Raw genomic sequence first — 19,824 nt, forward strand, 5'->3', positions numbered from 1 at the left:
CCGGTTTCCAGCGGGCTGATTCACCATCCCCCCGTCAGTGGCCACTCCACCGCCAGGCGGATCTGGTCCCCATCCAGTTCCGCCTGCGCGGTGTTGCCCCGGTGCACATTGTGCCGCAACGAAAACGCGACCCCCTTGGCCTTGCCGTCCTGCACCACATAGCGCGCCTCCAGGTCACGTTCCCAATGCCGGCCGTCCTTGCCATAGCCCAGGTAGGCATAGCCGCCACCTGGGTCCAGGTGCGTTCCGTCGATGGCGAACCCCCGCACATACAGCGCTGTCAGGCTCAACCCCGGCACGCCATACCCGGCCATGTTCAGGTCATAGCGCGCCTGCCACGACTTCTCGTTCGGCGCATTGAAATCGGACATCTGCACCGCGTTGCCGAGGAAGATCGCACCGCGGGTCACGTAGTCGAACGGGGTATCGCCATTTACTTGCTGCCAGCCGAGGCTGAAGGCATGCGGTCCCTCGGCGTAGCGCGAGACCAGGCTCCAGGTGGTGTTGTCGATACGCCCGGACAGCGCCTTGCCGGTGTCGGTGGTGCGGTACAGGTTGAGGTCCAGGCTGAGGCTGCGTCGCGCGTCCAGGGCGTGGCTCAGGGTACTGGCGAAATAATGCTGGTTCCAGCTGTCCTGGTAACGCGAGGTGTAGAGGCTGGCGCTGAGCGTGGCGGACGGGCTCCATACGGCGCCGGCCAGGTCGAACTGCTGGCCCTGGCGGGCATTGGAGTAGTTGACCACGAAGCCCTGGTCGTGGCTGGAGGCGTTGCGATCGGTGCTTGCGCTGAAGTGCCCGGCAACCAGCTTGAGGGTATCCAGTTCCTGGCTGGTGAGGAACAGACCGGTGGCGGTCTCGGGCAGCAGGCGGCTGTCGGATGAGCTGAACACAGGCGTTTTGACCCGCTGCTCACCATAGGACAGCACGGTGTTGGAGGCCCGTAGCTTCAGCGCCGCGCCGCCACGGCTGTAGTCGCGCTTGGGGTGGCCTTGGTTGTCCAGCCCCAGCAGCCGCGCCTTGCCGGCACGGCCACCGCCGCTGTCCAGTTGCATGCCGAGGTAGGCATGGGCATCCACGCCGACACCGACCAGGCCCTGGGTGAAGCCGGAGTTGAACGTGCCCATCACGCCATAGGCCCATTCCTCGGCCTTGCCGTTGCGCTCGGCGCGCGGCTTGTAGGCGTTGCGCGCGCCGCTGTTGCGCCCGCCATGGCGATAGTCGCGCTGGTCGAAGACGCTGCGGTTGAGCAACTGCCAACGGCTGTCGGCGAGCCAGCCTTTGCCCTGCGACTGGCTGGAATCGGCCAGGGCCAGCGGCGTCAAGCTCAACAGGGGCAGGGCCAGGGCGAGGGGCTTCACGGGCGGTTTCCGCGCTCAGGGGCGCGAAAGCGCAGGATGCGCGCGCCGTCGAAAGGGTCGATGAGGTAGTGGGCGTGTACGCCGAAGGTGCTGAGCAGACGTTCGGCTGTCAGCACCGCCGCCGGTTTGCCGAGGGCCACCAGGCGGCCCTGATCGAGCACGGCCAGGCGGTCGCAGGTCAGCGCCTGATTGAGGTCGTGCAACGCCACCAGGGTGGTTATCGGCAGCGCCTGGACCTGGCCGAGCAAACTCAACTGGTGCTGGATGTCGAGGTGGTTGGTCGGTTCATCCAGCAACAACACCTGCGGGCGTTGCGCCAGGGCCCGGGCGATATGCACGCGTTGGCGTTCGCCGCCGGACAGCTCAGCCCAGCGGCGTTGGGCCAGGTGGCTGGCGTCGACGTCGGCCAGTGCCTGCTCGACGATGGCGCGGTCGCTTGCTCCGAAGGGGGCCAGGGCCGATAACCAGGGGGTGCGGCCCAGGGCGACGGCGTCGAACACGCGGATCGCATCCAGGGTGTCGGCTTGTTGTTCGACCAGCGCCAGCGCCTGGGCGATACGTCGGCGGGGCAGGGCCGCCAGGGGGGTGCCGAGCAACTGGACGCTGCCGCCGCTGGGCGCGCGCAGCCCGGCCAGCAGCTTGAGCAAGGTGGATTTGCCGGAACCATTGGGGCCGACCAGGCCGAGGGTCTCGCCGGGCTGGACGGCCAGATCGATGCCGTGCAGCACCTCGCGCCCGCCCAGGCGCAGGCGCAGGCCCTGGCAACTGACGGGGGCCATTGCGGGGCTGTGCAGCGCGGTCATGGGCGCCCCCGACGGCTGACCAGGATGAGGGCGAACAGCGGCGCGCCGATCAGTGCGGTGACCACCCCCACAGGGATCACCTGGCCGCCGATCAGCGTGCGCGACAGGATGTCGGCGACGATCAGGAACAACGCCCCGCCCAGCGCGCTGGCCGGCACCAGGCGGCTGTGCCCGGGGCCGAGCAACAGGCGCAGGGCATGGGGGATGACCAGCCCGACGAAACCGATGGCGCCGACGATCGACACCATCACCGCGGTCACCAGCGCCGCGCAGCTGATCAGCAGCAGTTGGGTGCGGCGCACCGGCACGCCGAGGGAGGCGGCGGAATCGGCGCCGAAAGTGAAGGCATCCAGGGCCCGGCGATGGCCGAGGCAGACCAGCAGCCCCAGCACGGCCACCGGCACCGCCAGGGTCACCGCCGGCCAGCGCACGCCGCTGAGGTTGCCCAGCAGCCAGAACAGGATGCCGCGGGCTTGTTCGGCGGTGGCGGACTTGGTGATCAGGAACGCGGTGAGCGCGTTGAACAATTGCGAACCGGCGATCCCGGCAAGGATCACCTGGGCATTGTCATGGTGGCTGGCGCTGGCCCGCGACAGCGCCAGCACCAGGGCAAAGGCCGCCAGCGCGCCGAGGAAGGCGCCGCCGGACAGCGACAGCGCCGCGCCACCCAGGCCGAGCAGGCCGACCGCCACGGCACCGGTCGAGGCCCCGGCGGACAGACCCAGCAAATACGGCTCGGCCAGCGGGTTGCGCAGCAACGCCTGGAGAACCACCCCGCAGGTGGCCAGGCCGGCGCCGCAGGCAGCGGCCACCAGGGTGCGTGGCAAGCGGTAGTTCCAGACGATGCCGGCGTCGATCGGGTCGAGCGGATAGCCCGCCTGCCACAGGTGATTGGCCAGCACCTGCCAGACCACTTCGGCGCTCACCGGGGTTTCGCCGATGGCGATCCCGGCGAGCATGGCCAGGCTCAGGGCGAGCAGCGCGAAGGCGCCAAGGGGCAGCAGGCGACTCATGGTTGCGCCGCACTACCGCTGGCGAAGGCCGTGGACAGCACTTGCAGCCCGCGGAACAGGCGGATGCCGGCCTGCATGGCGTCGGCGTCGAGGACGATGATGCGGCCCTGTTTCACCGCATCCATGTTGCGGGTCAGCGGGTCGCTGCGCAGGAACTCGAGTTTCTTGCGATAGTCATCGGCGGGGTAGCGGCGCCGGTCCATGCGCGCGATGATCAGCCAGGTGGGATTGGCCTTGGCCAGGGTTTCCCAGCCGACGGTCGGCCATTCCTCGCGGGACTCGACCACGTTGCGCACGCCGAGGGTCTGCAGCATGAAGTCGGCCACGCCCTGGCGGCCGGCGACGTAGGGGTCGAGCGCCAGGTCGGCGCTGGAGAACCAGAACAACGCACTGGTGTGCGTCAGGTCCTTGCCCGCCAGTTGTTGCTGCGCTTGCTGCAGGCTGCCCTGGAGCGCTGCGTTGAGGGCGGCGCCGCGCGCCTGCACGTCGAAGATCTCGGCCAGTTGGCTGATGCTCTTGTAGATGCTCTGCACCTTGAACGGTTGCAGGCGGGTGCCATCGGCGCCCACCAGGTTGTCCTTGCCTTCGCAATCGGAGGGCAGCAGGTAGGTGGGAATCTGCAATTCGGCGAACTGTTCGCGGGTGGCGACCGCGCCTTGGGCGCCGACCATCCATTCGAACTGCACCGCCACCAGTTGCGGACGCTTGGCCACCACCGCCTCGAAGCTCGGTTCGTTGTCGGCCAGGCGCTCGACCTTGTCGTCCTGCGCCTTGAATTCGGGCAGCACGTTGTTGAACCACAGCGAAGTGCCGGCCAGGCGTTCGGCCAGGCCCAGGGCATAGAGCAGTTCGCTGCCGGCCTGGCCGATGGTCACCGCGCGCTCGGGCGCCTGGGCGAAGGTCTGGGGCACGCCGCAGTTGTCGAGGGTCAACGGATACTGGGTGGCACTGGCCTGGCCATTATCGGCCTGGGCCAGCGCGGACAGGGTCAAGCCGGCGACTACAGTGGCGAGGTGGGGCAACATGGTGGGCGGTCTCCTGTCTTGCGCTGTGCGGTCATGGGCACGGACAGGCATCGCCGGGCGCGAGCCAGAGGCTGCAAGCGCAAGGCGGATGACCATCCCGGACACCCCGCCGGTTGGTGAACACGTGCCGGCAGGTCTCCTGACTGGTGCGTCCAGGCCCGGCGCCGGCCTTCCCGGATGGATCATCCAGTGGCATCGATGGCGTGGGCTCGGCACCTACAGTTGCGGGGGCAGTTCCGTTCGGCGCGCTGGGCACGCCCGGGATTCCCTTTTGATTCCGTGTGGAAACCGGCGGGCGGCATGGTAGACCATCGCACCGCCGGGCGAAACGCCTTTACAGGTACTTGAGCCAGGCCAGGTCGCGGCGCCGCGCCTTCAGCCGGGCAAAGCCACGCACCGGCAGGTACAGCGCGGCGGCCAGCAACATGGCCAGCAGCCAGACCGCGGCGATACCTTCGAAACCGAAATAGTCGCCCTGGTTGCGGCCGAACAGGGCGACGCTGGCCAGGTACAGCCCTTTGAGCACATACAGGTGCAGCAGATAGAAGAACATCGGTGCCGCCCCGAACACCGCCAGCACGCCGATCCAGCGCGCGCTGCCGGCACGCTCGAAGCCGCGTAGCAACAGCAGCCCGACGCCCAGGGTCAGGGCCAGGAACAGCAGCGAAGGCGGGTACTTGGTGATATTGAAGAAGCTCATCAGCGTCTGCGTGACATTGGGGTAACTGTTCCAGGGCGTTTCGCCGTAACCGTTGAGCAGGCGCAGTGCGACGAAACCCAGCAGGGCCCCGGCCCCGGCCAGCAGCAGACGCCGTTGGCGGGTATCGGCCTGGCTGGCGCGGGCGAACCATGGGCCAAGGGCATAGCCCAGGGCGATCACGCCGATCCACGGCAACAACGGATAGGATGTGCGCAGCCGCAGGCTGTCGCAGACCACCAACCAGCCGCGATCGTGCAGGACCGCCCACGGCACATGCAGGGCCGATGCCGGTTCGAAGTGCAGGCCATCGAGCAGGTTGTGCCCAGCGACGATCAACCCGCCCAGGGCGATGAGCACCGGACGTGGCAACCACACCAGCAGCGCCAGGGCAATCATGCTCAGGCCGATGGCCCAGATCACCTGCAGGTAGATCACGGTGGGTGGCAGCTGGAAGGTCCAGGCGAAGTTGACCAGGGTGAACTCCAGCACCACCAGGAACAGCCCGCGCTTGAACAGAAACGCCGAGACATCGCCACGGCCCTGGTGCTTTTCGCCGTACAACCAGGCGGACAGCCCGGTGAGCAGCACGAATACCGGGGCGCACAGGTGCGCCAAAGTGCGGCTGGCGAACAGGCTGGGGTCGGTGGCGTCGATGGTCATCGGGTCGCTGACCTGGCGGTGCAGAAAGAAGGTTTCGCGCACGTGGTCCAGGAGCATGAACAGGATCACCAGGCCGCGGAGGGCGTCGATGCTTTGCAGGCGTTGGCTGGGCTGGGGGGAGGGGGCAGTTGCGCGGGTCATTGGTAGGAGTCGTAGGCAGGAATGGCGTTAAAATGAAATGTTATTGTATAACATTTTTATTGGCGCCTGAATAGCTGGTCTCTCTGGCGCTGCATCACCCACGGCGAACACGGCTCCCAGTCGCCGTGCACGGAAACTTTTTTCGCCGCCTGGCCAACCTCCCGAGTGACGTGCGGGCAATCCTCCAGATCACCACTACCCATAACCGTTGGCCTGCCTCCATCACGCCCCGGCAAAACCGCCAGATCCACCCCGCGACACCCGAGTTTTTCCCCGTCGAACTCCCGATGTTTTTTCCTTTGCCTGTCACCACAAGCTGCGAATGTTGCCTTCGTGGACAGGCCACCAGCCCCTCTGGATCAGGGTGTACGGCCTTGGCCACAGCAATGCGCGACCCACTCAACGTACGAACACGACGATAGGAGATTGCTTCATGTTTAAGCGTACTGTGATCGCCGCCTCCCTGGTGGCTGCTACCCTGGCTTCGGCCCAATCCATGGCCGCGGTGGTCGGCGGCGGTGCCACCCTGCCTGAGCCGCTGTACAACGGCAACGCCACCTGGGAAGGCATCCTGCCGAGCGGCTTCAGCTACACCGGTGTGGGCAGCGGCGGTGGCAAGACCGCTTTCCTGACCAACGCGCCTGCGTCGATCAACCAGCCTGCCGGCACCAACGTCGACTTCGCCGGTTCCGACTCGGTGCTCAGCGCCAGCGAACTGTCGACCTACAACAGCACCCGTGCCGCTGCCTGGGGCAAGCTGGTCCAGGTACCGGCGGTCGGCACCAGCGTGACCATTCCTTACCACCGCAACGGTGTCAGCAACCTGCAGGTCAACGCCGCGCAACTGTGCGGTGTGTTCTCCGGCAGCATCGCCACCTGGGGCGCCTTGCTGGGCAACGGCGACACCACCCCGATCAAGGTGATCTACCGTGCCGGCAGCAGCGGCACCACCGAACTGCTGGCGCGCTTCCTCAACGACTCCTGCCCGACCGCCTTCTCGGTCAGCAGCACCTTCACCAGCGCCAACGTCGGCGCCGAGCCGAGCACCTGGCAAGCCGTGGCCGGCAGCGCCGATGTGGTCAATGCGGTGAACGCCACCGATGGTGCCATCGGCTACGTCAGCCCTGACTTCGTCGACACCGCCAACAACGCCCAGGTCGCCCGTGTCAGCAAGCTGGCCACCGGCACCGCCGTGCTGCCGACCGTCGACCAGGCGCAGATCGCCCTGGGCAGCGCCACCGCGCCGAGCGCCGACCGTGCCAACCCAGCCAGCTGGGCGGTCACCTTCGGCCGTGGTGCCACCGACAAACCGGTCCCGACCACCGGCTACCCGATCGTCGGCTACACCAACCTGCTGGTTGGCCAGTGCTACAAGGACGCCGCCGATGCCACCGCGGTGCGCGGCTTCCTCGACGACCTGTACAGCGGCAACCACGACCTGGCCATCGGCATCCACTCGTTCGTACCGGTGCCACCGGCCTTTGCCGCCGAAATCAAGAAAGCCTTCATCAGCAACGCTGGCAATGAAGGCCTCGATATCGGCAACAGCAACGTCTGCAACGGTATCGGTCGCTCGTAATACGGCTGTTCCCCGTTGGCCCGCATCCGCCGGATGAGGGCATGACCCTGGCGGTGCCCGTGGGCGCCGCCGGGGTTTTTTCATGAGCTGACCGGCCTGGTCGCCATACCCCAGCCAGATGAACTTTGCATGACAAAGCTTCGGTCGCCCTGGGGCCGGAGCGCCTTATGGCAAAGCGGCATCAGCGCCGCCTGACGATTTTCGACAACCCGCACAAGGAACCCTGCGATGTCGCGCGGCCTGCCCCAGAACGCCCTCCCAGCCACCGCCGTACTGCGTCGCGGCAAGCCTGCCGGCGGCGAGCCGCTGCTGCTCAAGCCCCTGGCCCAGGCCATCGCCTTGTTGCTGCTGGCCGGCAGCGCCCATGCCGGGCAACCGTTCAGTTCGGCCTGGTTCGCCGCCAAGGGTGCCTCCAGCGCGCCGGCCGGCAGCGGCGGTGCGGGCGGGGCCGGGCAGGTGCTGCCGGGCTCGCCGCCGCCGCTGGCCCAGCAGCAACGGCTGAACCAGCAGTTCCAGCGCACGGTGAGCAATTTCAATAACACGGTGGCCGCCATCGCCGCCCAGCAGGCGGCCCAGGCCAATGGCCGGACCTTGGCCCAGGTGCAGCCGCAAGTGATCCCCAACGGCCTGGGCGAGGGCGGCCTGAAGGTCGACGAGAACCCGCTCACCCAGGGCTGGCGCAATGCCAAGGCGCCACAGCAGAGCCAGGCCGGGGGCAAGACCCAGGTGCGTATCGAGCAGACGGCCGACAAGGCCATCCTCAACTGGGAGACCTTCAACGTCGGGCGCGACACTACCGTGCGTTTCGAGCAGCAGGCCGACTGGGCCGTGCTCAACCGGGTCAACGACCCGGCTGCCCGCCCGAGCCAGATCCATGGCCAGATCGAGGCGCCGGGCACGGTGATGCTGATCAACCGCAACGGCGTGGTGTTCAACGGCACCAGCCAGGTCAACGTGCGCAACCTGGTGGCCGCGGCCGCGCAGATCAGCGACGAGCAGTTCAGCCAGCGCGGGCTGTATGTCGATAACAACGGCAGCCAGGCCACCTTCACCCAGGCCGCCGGCAAGGTGCTGGTCGAACGCGGCGCGCAGATCCGCACCCAGGAACCGGCCAGTTCCACCAGCGGCGGCGGCTACGTGTTGCTGCTGGGCAGCGAGGTGGACAACGAGGGCCAGATCATCACCAGCAAGGGCCAGGCAACCCTGGCGGCGGCGGACGACTTCTACATTCGCCGCGGCCAGGGCACCGAGGCCAACCGCTACTCGACCACCCGCGGCAACGAAGTGGCCGGCAGCTTCACGGCCGGCAGCAGCGCCGGCAAGGTGGTCAACAATGGCCTGATCCAGGCTGCCGGCGGCGACATCACCCTGACTGGGCACCAGGTACGCCAGCAGGGCGTGGCCTTGGCCAGTACCTCGGTGGACCGACGCGGCAGCATTCACCTGCTCAACGCTGCCAGCGACACCAGCGGCAGTGTCGGTTTCGGGCAGGGCAGCGTCACCGCCGTGTTACTCGACGACAGCGCGGCGCTCGACAGCCAGCGCGAAGCTTCGCGGGCCGTGGTCAACGGCAGCAACGGCAACCTGGCCAGCGGGCGCTTCGACAACCTCAGCACGGTCATCGACCGCCCGGAACAGTCGCGGATCGAGGTGGTCAGCGGCGGCACGGTGCACTTCCAGGACGGTTCGCTGACCTTGGCCAGTGGTGGCCAGGTGGCGGTGAGCGCGGGCCGGCGCAGCCTGGTCGACGACGGTGCGCGCCTGGATGTGGCCGGCGCCCTCGGGGTCAAGGTGGCGATGGAAAGCAACGTCATCAAGGTCAACGTGCAGGGCAACGAGCAGCGCGATGCGGCGGGCAACCGGGACCAGGGCGGGCTGGGCAATCGCGATGTGTGGGTCGATGTGCGCGAACTGGTGCACGTGGCGGCGGGGGTCAACGGCTATGCCAACGAGCGCTGGTACACCGCCGGTGGCCTGCTGGAGGTCGGCGGTTACCTGGGCACGCGCAGCCACGGCGTGGGCGAGTGGATGGCCCAGGGCGGCACGCTGACCTTCACCGGCCAGGACCTGGTGACCCGCTCCGGCGCGCAGATCAACCTGTCCGGCGGCACTTTGGCGGTGCAGGATGGTTATGTCCGGCAAAGCTGGCTGCGCGGCGCCGACGGGCGCCTGTACGAGCTGTCCAAGGCGCCGGGCGACTTGCTCTACAGCGGCGTCTACCAAGGCTTCGAGGACAGCTCCACGCGCTGGAACCAGACCCGCCTGTTCTACAACCCGCTGATCGCGCCGCAGCAGCGCTTCGAACAGGGCTACAGCGTTGGCCGCGACGCCGGTAGCCTGGTGGTGGCCACCCAGAGCGCCGTGCTCGATGGCCAATTGATCGGTGAAACCTGGCAGGACGAGCGCCAGTTGCAGGCCCCGGTGGCCGGCCTGGATGGCTACAAGCAGGTGCACAGCGCCCGTGCCCAGGGCGCCCAGCTGGTCATTGGCCAACAGCTCCCAGGCTATCTCAGCGCCAGCAAGGACCTGGCCTTCAGCCTGTCGCCGGTGCTGCGCCAGGTCACCCTCGGCGCGGGCGGTCGTGGCGCCAGTGCCCAGGTGCTGTTGCAGGCGCCGTTGGACGAGCAACGCCGTGGCCAGTTGTTGCTCGACAGCAGCCTGCTCAACGGCTTTGCCCTGGGCGGCCTGAGCGTGGCCGCCAGCGAGTCGGTGCAGGTCGACGAGGCGCTGCGCCTGGCCGATGGCGGCCAGTTGACCCTGTATGCCACGCAGGTACGGGTAGCTGCCGACCTCACCGCCAAGGGTGGGCAGATAACCTTGGGCGATGTGCTGTATCAGCGCGACGGCGCCGACCTGCGCGACCGCGTGTTGGCCACCCCTGCCGGGGTGCGCGCGCAGGTCGTGGTGGACGATGGCGTGCGCCTGGATGTCAGCGGTGTGCGCAGCGAACGCAACGATGCCGCGGCCATGGCCTGGCGCCATGGCGGCAACCTGTCGCTGCGCAGTTCTGGCGACGTGCTGTTGGGGCAGGGCAGTGTGCTGGATGTGGCCGCCGGGGTCGTGCGCGGCGCGCGCCACCAGTTGAACGGCGGCCATGGCGGCAACCTGACGCTGCACGCCAGTGCCTACAACCCCGGCGAGGGCGGGCGCCTGCAACTGGCTGGGGAACTGCGTGGCCATGGCAGCCAAGGCGCCGGCACCCTCGACCTGCAGGCGGACACGGTGCGCATTGGCGGGCCAGCCGATGGCGCCGGTCTGCACCTGGGTGAAGATTTCTTCAGCCGCGGCTTTGCCCGCTACAGCGTGCGCGCCGCGCGCCAGCTGACCGTGGCCGAGGGCGCCCAGGTGCAGGTCACGCGGCCGATGCAATGGCTCGATGGCAGCCAGCTCGTCAGCGACCAGGCCAGGACATGGCTGCCACCGCTGCAGCAGGACGACGCAGTCAAGGGCGTGCTGGGCCTGCGCGGCGGTGCCAGCCTGAGCCTGGCCGCGGGCGATACCCGGCAGGCCCAGGCCCAGCGCGAGGCCGCCGTGCTCGACGTGCAGCGTGGCGCGCGCATCAGTGTCGACCCGTTGCAGGCGATCGAGCTGAGCAGCACCGCGCAACTGAACCTAGAGGGTGCCTTGCAGGCCGTTGGCGGCAAGGTCAGCCTGCGCCAGGCGCTACCGGAAAGCGCCGCCTCCGGGGTGCGCGAGCGCCTGCACGCGCGCGCCATTCGCCTGGGCGAGGCGGCATCGATCGATGTGTCCGGCCAGGCCTTCACCGCCCTCGACAGCCAAGGTCGGCGTTATGGCCAGGTGATCAGTGGCGGCAGCATTGTCATTGGTGGCCAGATCGACCACGCCAAGGGCATCAGTGACGGCGCCTATCTGTTCGTCGACATCGCCCGTGGCGCCCGCTTGCGCGCCGATGGCGCCAGCGCGGTGCTGGATATCCGTGAACAGGGGCCGCTGAGGGTGGCCAGCGCCGGTGGCAGCATCAGCCTGGCCTCCAGCTATGGCCTGCGCCTGGAGGGCAGCCTGAGCGCGCTGGCCGGCGGCGCCAACGCTGCCGGGGGCAGCCTCGGCGTCGCCCTCGACACCGGCCTGTACTACAAGGATGGGCTCGAAGATGGCCTGAACGCGCCCCGCGAACTGGTCCTGGGGCGCGGGGCCGGCGATGACGGCTTGCGCTACGGCCATGGCCGGCTGGACCTGGATCGGGTCGAACGCGCCGGTTTCACCAGCCTGGCCCTGCTCAGCGACGGCGTGCTGGCCTTCGACGGTGGCTTGGACCTGGCCATGGCCCAAAGCCTGCAACTGTACGCCGGCTCGCTGGTACTGGCCGAAGGCAGCGCCGACGATGCGCGCATCCACCTGCGCGCGCCCTACGTGCGCCTGGCCGGCAGCAACCACCTCAGTGGCGATTTCACCCTGCGTCCGACGGTCAAGGGTGGCTTGTCGCAACAGGCGTCCGATGCGCTGTTGCAGGTCGAGGCCAACCTGCTCGAAGTGCGTGACGAACTGAGCCTGGGTGCCCATGGCAGTCTCGCCCTGGGCAACGGCCAGCCGTTGACGTTCGATCGCCGGGGCTTTGCCCTGGCTCGGCTGCGCAGCGAAGGCGACATTCGCTTCCTTGGCCGCGACTCCACCGCAGGGCCGACCACGTTGAGCAGCAATGCCGACCTGGAACTGCTGGCCGCCCAGCTGTACCCGGTGACTGGCGCCTACGCCCGGGTCCAGACCGGCGGCGAGGCCAGCCTGCGCATCGGCAAGGTTGGCGAAGGCACACCGGCGCTGCCGCTGTCGGTGTTCGGCCGCCTGCACCTGAGCGCCGGCACGGTGGAGCAGGGCGGGGTGGTGCGCGCGCCGCTCGGCCAGGTGCTGCTGGGCGACACCCTTGAAGCGGGCCAGGACCTGCGGTTGTTGCCCGGCAGCATCACCTCGGTCAGCGCGGCAGGCTTGCGCATGCCCTATGGCGGCACGGCCGACGGCTTGAGCTACCTCTATGGCGGCAAGCCGGTGGAACTGCTCGGCGGCAGTGGCGACAACGACCATGGCGTGGTGCTGGCTGGCAAGCGCGTCGAGGTCCAGGCCGGGGCGTTGATCGACCTGACCGGTGGCGGTGAACTGCACGGCGCCGGTTTCGTGTCCGGGCGCGGGGGCTCCACCGATGCCCGCTACCACCCCTTGCTGCAACTCGACGGTAATGGCCGCCTGGTGTTGCCGACGCTCTCGAGCAACCCGGTGTACGCCATCGTCCCGGGGCTTGCCGGTGACTATGCGCCCCTGGCGGGCGAGGCCGGGGTAGCCGACCCGGCCATCGGCCAGCGCATCACCCTCGACCAGGGCATCCCAGGCCTGGCGGCGGGCACCTATACCTTGCTGCCGGCCAGCTATGCCCTGCTGCCGGGCGCCTTGCGCCTCGAGCTCAACGGCCTGGCCATGGCCGGCCAGCGCAACGCCAGCCAGGCCATGCGCAACGGCTCCTGGACTACCTCGGGCAGGCTGTCGGTGGCCAATACCGCTATCGCGCAACCGTTGTCGGGGCAGGTCATCCTCACCGCCGCCGATACCCTGCGCCGTTACAGCCAGTACAACGAGATGTCCTACGCCGGCTTCGTCAAGGCCGATGCGCTTGCCAAGGGTGTGCCGCGGGCGGCGCTGGAGGCCGACGGCAAATGGCTGACCTTGCGCCTGAAGCCCAACAGCGACCCTGAACGTACTTTCCGTTTCGCCGGCCAGGCGCGCTTCGACGCCGCCAGCGGCGGGCGCGGCGGCAGCGTCACGGTGCTGGGGCTCGATGCCATCGAGCTGCTTGCCGATGGCCAGGCGAGCACCTGGGCGCAACCCAACCGCGTGGCCCTGCGGGCCAGCGACCTCAGCGCGCTCAAGGCGCCACGCCTGAGCATCGGCGCGCGCCCGGAGGTGCGCTACGGCCAGGGCGGCAACATGCTGCGCTTCATGGAGTCGTCCACCGACATCCTGCTGCGCAGTGGCGCCGAGCTGCGGGCCGCCGAAGTGTTCCTGGCGACCAACAAGGGGCAGGGCGCGATCGTCGTCGAGCAAGGCGCAGGGATCATCACCCTGGGCCAGGGCAAGGTGCCGTTCGATGCCAACGACGGCTACCTGCTCGACCCCAATGCCCATGGTTTGCTGGCGCTGTCCAATGGCCGCCTCGACGTGCTGCCGTCGCTGGCCGACGACTTCTTCGCCCCAGGCAGCATCCTGATCGGTGGCTGCGTATCGAGCCGCTGTGATGGCGTGACCCGCCTGTACGCCGAGGGCTCGCTGTTCGCCGCCACCGACCGCACCTTCAACCTCGATGACCAGGTGCTTTTTGGCTCGCGCCACCTGGGCTTGGCAGTGGGGCGCATCAACGTCGGCTCGGCGGCCGCGTTGGCGGCCGCGGCCAACGCCGGGGTACTGGGGCAGGGGTTGACGCTCAACCAGCAGGTACTCGACCGCCTGTTCCAAGGCAGCGCCGAGCAGGGTGTGCCGGCACTCGAGAGCCTGACGCTGACGGCGGCGGACTCGCTGAACTTCTTCGGCAACAGCCAGCTCGACACCTACGACCCGCTGACCGGACGCAACCGGGTGCAGCAACTGATCCTCGGCGCGCCGGCGCTGTATGGCCTGGGCCAGGCCGATGAGCGGGCGCTGATCCGCACCGGCAACCTGGTGTGGAACGGTGCCCGCACGCTGCCCGGCGCGCCGATTGCTGGCGGCGCCGGCAGCGGCGACGGCGTGCTCGACCTGCAGGTGGCGGACCTGACCTTCGGCTACGGCCCGGCCAGCCAGCCGGACGGCACCGCCAGCATGAGCCGCCAGACCCTGGGCTTCCGCCAGGTCAATATCCGTGCCAGCCACCAGGTCAGCGCCAACCATGCCGGCGCGCTGCAGGTCTACCACCAGCGTGGTGCCTGGCAGGCCGAGGGCGGCTTCCAGTACAGCGGCGGCGATCTGCTGGTGGACACGCCGTTGTGGACCGGCAGTGCCGGGTCGATCAACCGTATCAGCGCCGGCGGCCAGTTGCGCGTGACCGGCGGCGGCGCGGCATTGGCCAGTGGGCGCGACGGGCTGGGCGCGGAACTGGCGCTCAATGCTCGCCAGGTCAGCCTGGACGGCACCTTCAGCCTGCCCAGCGGCAAGCTGAGCGTCGCCGCCCAGGACAACCTGCTGCTGGGCGAGCGAGCGCGCATCGACCTGGCCGGGCGAACCCTGAGCTTCAACGACGTGACCCAGTACAGTTGGGGCGGCGAGCTGCTGCTGAGCAGCCGCGACGGTGATATTCACCAGGCGGCCGGCAGCCTGGTCGACCTCAGCGCCCGCAACAACCGTGCCGGGCGCCTGAGCGCCACCGCCCAAGGCGCGCAGGGTGGCCAGGTGGCCTTGCTGGGGCAGATTCTCGGCGCTGCCAGCGGCGAGTACGATGCCGGTGGCGCCTGGGTGCCTTATGCCCAGGGCGCGGTGCAGGTGCGTGCCCGCCAGCTCGACGACTTTGCCAGGTTCAACCAGCGCCTGAACCGTGACCAGGTGTTCGGCGCGCGCAGTTTCCAGATCAGCCAGGGCGACCTGCTGATCGGCAACGAACTCAAGGCACGGGAGATCAGCGTCTCGCTGGACAACGGCCACCTCACCGTGGCCGGTACCGTCGACGCCAGTGGTGCCCAGGTCGGCAGTATTCGCCTGGCGGCCAAGCATGGCCTGACCCTGGCCGCCGATGCGCTGCTCGACGCCCATGGCAGCCTGCTGCGGGTCGACAGTCAAGGCGCGATCATCGATGCGCCCAACCGTGCCTTGATCGAACTCGATAGCGGCGACGGGTTGCTGACCCTGCGCCCCGGCGCGCGCCTGGACCTGCGCCACGGCACCGCGGCGGCGGCCGCCCAACAGGATGGTAAAGCCCGTGGCTCGCTGGTGCTGACGGCGCCACGGGTGGGGGGCGATATCGCCGGCGATATTGCCATCGACGCCCGTGGCCGGGTGGACATCCTCGGCGCCAAGACCATCGCCGTGGTCGGCAACCAGCGCTACAGCGACGCCGCGGACGGTGGCACCGCGGCCAGCGGCCGGCCCTACCAGTACATCGACCAGGCCTATCTGGATGCCAAGCACGCGCGCAGCCTGCTGTTCGTCGATGCCGCGCTGGCCAATCGCGACTTGCTCGACGAGCGCCTTGCCGGCCTGACCAACGCCAGCTACGCCCAGGCCCTGCACCTGCGTCCGGGCCTGGAAATCGCCAGCCGCGATGCCGGCACCGACCTGGTGGTGCGCGGTGACCTCGACCTGTCTGGCCACCGCTATGCCAGCCTCAACCCCAGCACGCCACAGACCCCGGTCCGAGGCTCGGGCGAGGTCGGCCACCTGGTGCTGCGTGCCGGTGGCAACCTGGAGGTCCATGGCAGTATCAGCGACGGCTTCCTGCCGCCGGAGCTGGCCAGCGGCAGTGACCGCCTGGACGGCCGTGGCTGGATCCTGGTCCCTGGCAAGCAGCCGTTCCAGAGCGACCTGGTCATCCCGCGCAGTGGCGTCGAGTTGGCCGAGGGTACCCGCTACCCGGGTGGCAGCAGCCTGAACTTCGACCTGCCGTTCGCCGCTACCGCGCTGCCGGCCAATACCCGCTTGAGCAACCCGCTGAGCCTGGCCAGGGCGCTGACCTTGCCGGCCGGCACCGTGCTCGACGCCGCCGTGCGCGACGCTGCCGGCAATGTGCTGTACGCGGCGGGCACCTTGCTCGAACAGGCGGTGACCCTGGCTGCCGACACCCAGCTGGACGCCGGCAGCCGCCTGCCGGTCGAGATCGCCGTGCACGGCGGGGTCTGGCGCAAGGGCACGGTGTTGCCCAGCGGCGGCCTTGCCCAGCGTGGCAGCCTGTTCCTGGCGGTTGGCGCGCTGCTGCCGGCCGACACCGACGTCAAGCTGCCCAGCGGCGTGTTCTGGGTCGACCTGCGCCAGGAAATCGCCGGCCAGCAGGGGCGCAACTGGGCGCTGGGACAGATGCTGGCGGAGGGCTCGCAGTCCTGGTCGATACGCCTGGTGGCTGGCGCCGACCTGGGCGCGGCCGACAGCCGCACCACCCAGGTCGAGCCCGAGGCCGGCGCGTTGCGCCTGGCCGACCAGCACTACATCGCCACGCGGGTGATCGAGACCACGCCGCCGACCATCAGCTACGTGTGGACTAAACTGGCCGTGGGCCGGGTGCCCGGCCAACCGGTGCCGGCCAACTTGCTGCCGTTGTGCACCGCGCGGCCGACCTGGTGCCAGAAGATCGAGACCCCTGGCGGGATCACCAAGGCCCAGATCACTCCGCAGACCCAGTTGTTCAGCGTACTGCGCACCGGCACCGGCGACCTCGAGTTGCTCAGCGCCGGCGACTGGCGCATGGACTCGCTGTATGGCGTGTACACCGCCGGTACCCAGGCGCCGGCGCTGCTCGCCGAGGGCCGCGACCCGCACCAGCTGGCCCGTGGCCGCCAGGCCAACGGCAGTGTGCTGGGCCCGCTGGGGGCGGCCTACGAGGCGAGCACAAGCGATTACCGCGCCTGGTACCCGCACCAGGGCGGCAACCTGCGGGTGGTGGCCGGTGGCGACCTGACCGGCAACCTGGTCGGTGCCAAGAGCAATGACCGCCTGACGCGCCGTCAGGTGCCCTCGGCCGCGGTCGGCAACTGGCTGTGGCGCCAGGGCCAGAGCGATGCCGGCACCCCGGCCGCCTGGTGGCTCAACTTCGCCAGCTTCGCCCAGGACCCGGCCAGCGACCCTGGCTTGCCTTACCTGGTCGGCTTCACCGGCCTCGGTACGCTGGGCGGCGGCAACCTGGACGTTCGGGTCGCGGGCGCGGCCGGCCTGCTGCAGGCCAATAGCGCCGCCGCCAGCGATGTCGAGCGCAGCCAGGGCCTGAACCTGGTGGTGGCCAGCAGCGGCCGGATGAGCGCCGAAGGGCGCCTGGTGCAAACCGGTGGCGGTGACCTCGACCTGCGGGTCGGCGGCGGGCTCAACCCGATGCTGGCCGCCGCCACCGCCGCCGATGCCCTGGTCGACCTGCAAGGCACCTTGGTCAACCTGCGCGGCGCCTTGCAGGTGGACGCCGCCAGCATCGGGCTGCTCAAGTCGATCTACGGCAGCTACGGCTTCCAGCACGACAACAGCGAGTCCCGTGCCTATGACCCCTACACCGCCACCCGTGCCCAGGCGCTGGGCGGCATCACGCTGATGCCGGGCGACAGCGGCGTGCGCTTGCGCAGCCGTGGCGACCTGGTGGTGAAGGGCGTTGGCGATCCGGGGCGGGTACCGCAGTTCAACAGCACGCCGTTCAGCGCCGACAGTGGCGCGTCGATGGCGGGGCGCGGCAATAGCTGGTTCACGCTGTGGACGCCGCAGACCTCGGTCGAGCTGATGAGCCTGGGCGGTAACCTGGCGCCCAACGCCTACAACAACGTGACGATGCCCACGCGCAACCTGGCGATTTATGGTGGCCGGGTGTTCTACCCCACCGCACTGAGCGCCACCGCGGTCAACGGCAGCCTGTACTACGGCGACTCGGTGCGCGACAGCGACGGGCCGTCCTCGCTGTACAGCCTGATGACCGCGCCTTCGGCCAAGACCCGCTTGCAGTTGCTGGCCGGGGACTCGATCTATGCCGGCGGCTACGTGGTCAGCCAGGGCGGCACCGACGACAGCGCGCTGGCCACGCCGTGGCGCCCGGCGTTCGTGGGCACCAGTACAGGCAACCTGGTGCTGTCGAGCAACCTGCACGGCGACCTGCCGCGCGAGCCCTGGTCGGCGCCGTTGTACAGCTTCGGCGTCAACACCTACAGCGAGCGGGGCGGGCGGCCGGCCAGCGCGGTGCGCTTCTATGCCCTGGACGGCGATATCGTCGGCTTGAACACCGGCGAGATCATCGAGTACCCCTTGCTCGGGTTGAAGCTCTACCAGGGCAGCGGCCCGGTGCGCATCATCGCTGGCCGCGACATCGTCAACGCCGGTACCACCCTGGACAGCCAACGCCAGGCCGCGGCTGGGCTGGTGGAGACCCGCGGTGGCGGCGAAAGCCGCTCTGCCGGCAACCTGTTCATCCATGGCGAGCGTCACGACGTGTCGTTGGTCAGCGCTGGCCGCGACATCCGCCTGAGCAGCTTCAATGTCGCCGGCCCCGGCCAGCTCGAGGTGCTCGCCGGGCGCAATATGTACCAGTCCGGTCCGGGGGTGAATTCGGCCTACCAGGAAGCGGCGATCACCAGCATCGGCCGGGTGGGTGGCGGCGGCGCGGGCAACGATGGCGCAGCCATCGCCCTCGTTGTCGGCGCAGGCCAGGGGCCGGACTACGCCGGGCTGCTGGCGCGCTACCTGGGCCAGGAGCAGTTGGCCGACCCGTCGCGGTCGCTGGCTAGCCAGCCGGGCAAGGTGGCCAAGGTGTATGACCAGGCGTTGCTGGCCTGGCTGCGCGAGGGCTTTGCCTTCGACGGCGACGGCGAGGCGGCGAATAGCTATTTTGCCGCGCTGCCTGCCGAGCAGCAGCGCATTTTCGCCCGCCAGTTGTACTTCGCCGAGCTGCGCGAAGGCGGGCGCGAGTACAACGACGCCGACGGCCCGCGCACCGGCAGCTACTTGCGTGGCCGCCAGGCCATTGCCGCCTTGTTCCCGAGCAAGGACGTGGCCGGCAACCCGATCAGCTACAGCGGCAATGCCACCTTCCATGGCGGCGCCGGTATCCACACCGACTTCGGCGGCGCCATCCAGGTGCTCACCCCAGGCGGCCAGCAGGTGTTCGGCATCGAGGGCGAGGCGCCGCCCGCCACGGCGGGAGTGATCAGCCAAGGCAGCGGCGATATCCAGCTGTACTCCCAGGGCAGTATCCTGCTCGGCCAGAGCCGGATCATGACCACTTTCGGCGGCTCGATCCTCGGCTGGTCGGCCAGTGGCGACATCAACGCCGGGCGCGGCTCGAAGACCACCGTGGTGTATACCCCGCCCAAGCGTACCTACGACCTGTGGGGCAACGTCGGGCTGGCGCCGAGCGTGCCGAGTACCGGTGCCGGGATCGCCACGCTCAACCCGATCGCCGAAGTGCCACCGGGGGATATCGACCTGATTGCACCCCTGGGCACCATCGATGCTGGCGAGGCGGGGATCCGCGTGTCGGGCAACGTCAACATCGCCGCCTTGCAGGTGGTCAACGCCGCCAATATCCAGGTGCAGGGCGATGCCAAGGGCATGCCGGTGGTGGCCGCAGTCAATACCGGCGCGATCGCTTCGGCCAGCGCGGCGGCGTCGTCGGCAACCCAGGCGGCACAGGAGGCAGGGCGTCAGCAGCAGGCAGCGGCGCGGCAGCGGCAACCGTCGGTGATTACCGTGCAGGTCCTGGGCTTTGGTGGCGAGCGGTTGGTGCCGGGGCAGGATGGCGCCAGCCTGAACCCGCAGTACAACCGCCACAGCCCTGTGCAGGTGCTGGGCGCGGGTGTGCTGGACGAACGGGCCAAGGCGCAGTTGACCGAGGAAGAACGAGGGAACTTGCTTTGACGGGGGCGAGTGGCTGCTGGGAGGCCTTGGAAGTTGCAGCACCC

General features: G+C 69.0%; 7 protein-coding genes and 1 riboswitch. Of the genes, 2 read left to right on the forward strand and 5 right to left on the reverse strand.

The genetic code is table 11. The annotated features are described in order from the left end of the window. Positions 1–20 precede the first annotated feature (20 nt). From NJG22_RS09485 to NJG22_RS09505, 5 genes are all read right to left on the reverse strand, one after another. Complete coding sequence (locus NJG22_RS09485) at positions 21–1,358, reverse strand: OprD family porin (RefSeq protein ID WP_253094004.1); 1,338 nt, start codon at positions 1,356–1,358, stop codon at positions 21–23. Continuing rightward, entirely contained in the window at positions 1,355–2,161 is an 807-nt protein-coding gene (locus NJG22_RS09490) for an ABC transporter ATP-binding protein (protein ID WP_253094006.1), read from the reverse strand. The genes NJG22_RS09485 and NJG22_RS09490 overlap by 4 nt, the downstream gene beginning before the upstream one ends. Beyond that, positions 2,158–3,174 carry an iron ABC transporter permease gene (locus NJG22_RS09495; protein ID WP_253094008.1) on the reverse strand — a complete coding sequence of 339 codons (1,017 nt, stop codon included), beginning with the start codon at positions 3,172–3,174 and terminating at the stop codon, positions 2,158–2,160. The genes NJG22_RS09490 and NJG22_RS09495 overlap by 4 nt, the downstream gene beginning before the upstream one ends. Continuing rightward, positions 3,171–4,199 carry an ABC transporter substrate-binding protein gene (locus tag NJG22_RS09500; protein WP_253094010.1) on the reverse strand — a complete coding sequence of 343 codons (1,029 nt, stop codon included), beginning with the start codon at positions 4,197–4,199 and terminating at the stop codon, positions 3,171–3,173. The genes NJG22_RS09495 and NJG22_RS09500 overlap by 4 nt, the downstream gene beginning before the upstream one ends. 111 nt (positions 4,200–4,310) lie before the next feature. Beyond that, positions 4,311–4,507: riboswitch (cobalamin riboswitch) on the reverse strand. A 26-nt stretch (positions 4,508–4,533) separates the two neighbouring features. Continuing rightward, positions 4,534–5,700: a DUF1624 domain-containing protein gene (locus NJG22_RS09505; protein ID WP_253094011.1), complete on the reverse strand. Its 1,167-nt coding sequence runs from the start codon at positions 5,698–5,700 to the stop codon at positions 4,534–4,536. A gap of 433 nt (positions 5,701–6,133) precedes the next feature. Here NJG22_RS09505 and NJG22_RS09510 point away from each other — a divergent pair, with 433 nt between their 5' ends. Together NJG22_RS09510 and NJG22_RS09515 are read left to right on the forward strand one after the other, a co-directional pair. Then, entirely contained in the window at positions 6,134–7,279 is a 1,146-nt protein-coding gene (locus NJG22_RS09510; RefSeq protein ID WP_253094012.1) for a substrate-binding domain-containing protein, read from the forward strand. Positions 7,280–7,507: 228 nt separating this feature from the next. Continuing rightward, positions 7,508–19,780, forward strand: coding sequence for a filamentous hemagglutinin family protein (locus NJG22_RS09515; RefSeq protein WP_253094018.1), 12,273 nt, complete (start codon positions 7,508–7,510; stop codon positions 19,778–19,780). Positions 19,781–19,824: the final 44 nt, after the last annotated feature.

Source organism: Pseudomonas sp. VA159-2 (assembly GCF_024126635.1).
GTDB lineage: Bacteria > Pseudomonadota > Gammaproteobacteria > Pseudomonadales > Pseudomonadaceae > Aquipseudomonas > Aquipseudomonas muyukensis.

Coding starts and splice junctions, on each gene's coding strand:
- NJG22_RS09510 (WP_253094012.1), top strand. CDS start 6,134: ATGTTTAAGCGTACTGTGATCGCCGCCTCCCTGGTGGCTGCTACCCTG.
- NJG22_RS09490 (WP_253094006.1), bottom strand. CDS start 2,161: ATGACCGCGCTGCACAGCCCCGCAATGGCCCCCGTCAGTTGCCAGGGC.
- NJG22_RS09515 (WP_253094018.1), top strand. CDS start 7,508: ATGTCGCGCGGCCTGCCCCAGAACGCCCTCCCAGCCACCGCCGTACTG.
- NJG22_RS09505 (WP_253094011.1), bottom strand. CDS start 5,700: ATGACCCGCGCAACTGCCCCCTCCCCCCAGCCCAGCCAACGCCTGCAA.
- NJG22_RS09500 (WP_253094010.1), bottom strand. CDS start 4,199: ATGTTGCCCCACCTCGCCACTGTAGTCGCCGGCTTGACCCTGTCCGCG.
- NJG22_RS09495 (WP_253094008.1), bottom strand. CDS start 3,174: ATGAGTCGCCTGCTGCCCCTTGGCGCCTTCGCGCTGCTCGCCCTGAGC.